Origin of the sequence: Noviherbaspirillum aerium, assembly GCF_008929045.1 — a bacterium.
Taxonomy (GTDB): Bacteria; Pseudomonadota; Gammaproteobacteria; order Burkholderiales; family Burkholderiaceae_D; genus Noviherbaspirillum; species Noviherbaspirillum aerium.
The window spans coordinates 1-2,507 of the sequence record NZ_VFAH01000060.1 but is presented as its reverse complement, the minus strand read 5'-3'; the positions used below and the strand labels follow the sequence as shown (position 1 = coordinate 2,507).

Below are 2,507 nucleotides of genomic sequence, written 5' to 3'. Positions count from 1 at the left end.
GCATTGGCGCCGAGACGGGCCTTGTTTTCGGTGCCGTCGAGATCGATCAGGGTGCGGTCCAGGAAAGCCTGCTCATTGGCGTCGAGGCCCATGATGGCTTCGGAGATTTCGGTATTGATATTTTCGCAGGCCTTGAGCACGCCCTTGCCGAAGTAACGGCTCTTGTCGCCGTCGCGCAGTTCGATCGCTTCGCGGGAGCCGGTGGATGCGCCCGACGGCACGGCCGCGCGGCCCATGACGCCGGATTCCAGCAGGACGTCGCACTCGACGGTGGGGTTGCCGCGCGAATCGATCACTTCACGGCCGATGATGTCTACGATGGCACTCATTTCTCTATTCCTGTCTTAAATTAATTCATATTGAAAGTAGGGATCCCGCATGCGGATATGTTCCGCAGGTTCGGCACCACCCTGGATGCTCCCGTCCGAAGGACCGGATTCCTTGCAGCCGGATGCCTGTCGAACCAAGACGTCTTCCGGTTCAGCCACAAGTCCGGCGACGTCATCTTGCTGCTGCAACTTCATAAGGCATTCTCCTCTTCAATGCTTCTGCACCTGCATGATCTTCAGCGTGTTGGTGCCGCCGATTTCCCCCATGGGTTCGCCCCATGTCAGCACAATCAGGTCTCCAGGGCTCACTACCCTTTCCGCTATCAGCAGGTTCTGAGCCGCCGCCAATACCTCTTCGCGGCTGCCGGACTGATCCAGTTCGAAGGTGTTCACATTGCGGTACAGCGCGGCCTTGCGCCGGGTTCGCACTCTGGGCGTCAAGGCGAAGATCGGGATATCGATGTTTTGACGGCTCATCCACTGCACGGTGGAGCCTGATTCCGTCAGCGCCACGATCGCCTTGACGCGGAGGTGATAAGCGGTGAAGAGCGCGCCGTAGGCAATCGACTGGTCTATCCTCTTGAAGGCGACATTGAGGAAATCGGTATCGAGCTTGCATACATCCGCCTTTTCGGCTTCAACGCACACCGCGGCCATGATCTCCACGGTCTCCACCGGATACTTCCCGGATGCCGTTTCGGCAGAGGTCATCACGGCATCGGTGCCGTCCAGCACGGCATTGGCCACGTCGGACACTTCCGCCCGGGTAGGAATGGCGTTGTGGATCATCGACTCCATCATCTGGGTCGCGGTGATCGCGATCTTGTTCGAAGCACGCGCCATCTTGATCATGCGTTTCTGCAACGCGGGTACGGCGGCATTGCCGACTTCAACCGCCAGGTCGCCGCGCGCGACCATGATGGCGTCGGAGGCATCCAGAATTTCCTGCAGGCGCGGAATCGCTTCGGCCCTTTCGATCTTCGCCACCATGTAGGGCTTGTGGTTGAATTCCGAGCCGGCGATATTGGCGAGCTGGCGCGCCATCGCCATGTCCGCCGCGTTTTTCGGAAAGGAAACGGCGATGTAGTCCGCCTGGAATTGCATGGCTGTCTTGATATCCTCCATGTCCTTGGCGGTGAGCGCCGGCGCGGACAGACCGCCGCCCTGACGGTTGATCCCCTTGTTGTTGGAGAGCTCGCCCCCGATCCTGACGGTCGTGTGGATGGCGGTGCCGACGACGGTATCGACCTGAAGCACGATCAATCCGTCATTAAGCAAAAGCATGTCGCCCGGATGAAGGTCGCGCGGCAGTTCCTTGTAGTCGAGCCCGACCACTTCCTGGTTGCCAAGCTCGCATGCGGCATCCAGAGTGAATTTCGCACCGTTCTGCAGCATGACCTTGCCCTGCTCGAACTTGCCGACGCGGATCTTGGGGCCTTGCAGGTCGGCCATGATCGCCACTTCCCGGCGGCATTCGGCCGCTGCCTTGCGCACCAGCGCCGCCCGGTCGATATGGTCCTGCGCCTTGCCATGCGAAAAATTCAGGCGCACCACGTTGACTCCGGCGCGAATCATCCTGATGAGGGTATCGAAATCACTCGAGGCGGGGCCGATCGTGGCGACAATCTTTGTTGCTCTTTGCATTTCAAAATCCTTTCGAGGCGCTTGCGACGCCTTTTCATTGGACCGGCTCGATGTTGCCTTGCCGGCCGTACGCAGGTGTCATGCCGCCGACATCAGCGCAACCGTGGTGTCGAGCATGCGGTTGGAGAAGCCCCACTCGTTGTCGTACCAGGAAGAGACCTTGACCAGGCGGCCGGATACCTTAGTGAGGGTCGCATCGAAGTTGCTCGATGCCGGATTGTGGTTGAAGTCCACCGATACCAGCGGATCGGTGTTGTAGGTCAGGATGCCTTTGAGCGCACCGTCGGCGGCTTCCTTCATGATCGCGTTGATTTCATCGACGGTCGTGTCGCGCGCAGCGACGAAGGACAGGTCGACGATGGAGACGTTGATGGTCGGCACGCGGATCGCGAAACCGTCCAGCTTGCCGTTGAGTTCCGGCAGCACCAGGCCGACCGCGGCAGCGGCGCCGGTCTTGGTCGGGATCATCGACTGGGTGGCGGAACGGGCGCGGCGCAGGTCTTCATGCATCACGTCGGTCAGCACCTGGTCGTT

At 60.2% G+C, this 2,507-nt stretch carries 2 protein-coding genes and 2 pseudogenes; all 4 read right to left on the bottom strand.

Annotation, left to right across the window (positions count from 1 at the left end):
• Positions 1–329, bottom strand: a pseudogene (gene eno, locus FH061_RS30000) (phosphopyruvate hydratase); the annotation flags it as partial.
• Positions 330–344: 15 nt separating this feature from the next.
• Positions 345–524 carry a hypothetical protein gene (locus tag FH061_RS29995; RefSeq protein ID WP_151639484.1) on the bottom strand — a complete coding sequence of 60 codons (180 nt, stop codon included), beginning with the start codon at positions 522–524 and terminating at the stop codon, positions 345–347.
• 15 nt (positions 525–539) lie between these two features.
• Positions 540–1,973: a pyruvate kinase gene (gene pyk, locus FH061_RS29990; RefSeq protein WP_151639483.1), complete on the bottom strand. Its 1,434-nt coding sequence runs from the start codon at positions 1,971–1,973 to the stop codon at positions 540–542.
• A gap of 78 nt (positions 1,974–2,051) precedes the next feature.
• Positions 2,052–2,507: pseudogene (locus FH061_RS29985) on the bottom strand (erythrose-4-phosphate dehydrogenase); the annotation flags it as partial.

What these genes read in the sequence shown, in the direction of transcription:
- FH061_RS29995 (WP_151639484.1), bottom strand. Translation starts at nt 524, where the DNA reads ATGAAGTTGCAGCAGCAAGATGACGTCGCCGGACTTGTGGCTGAACCG.
- pyk (WP_151639483.1), bottom strand. Translation starts at nt 1,973, where the DNA reads ATGCAAAGAGCAACAAAGATTGTCGCCACGATCGGCCCCGCCTCGAGT.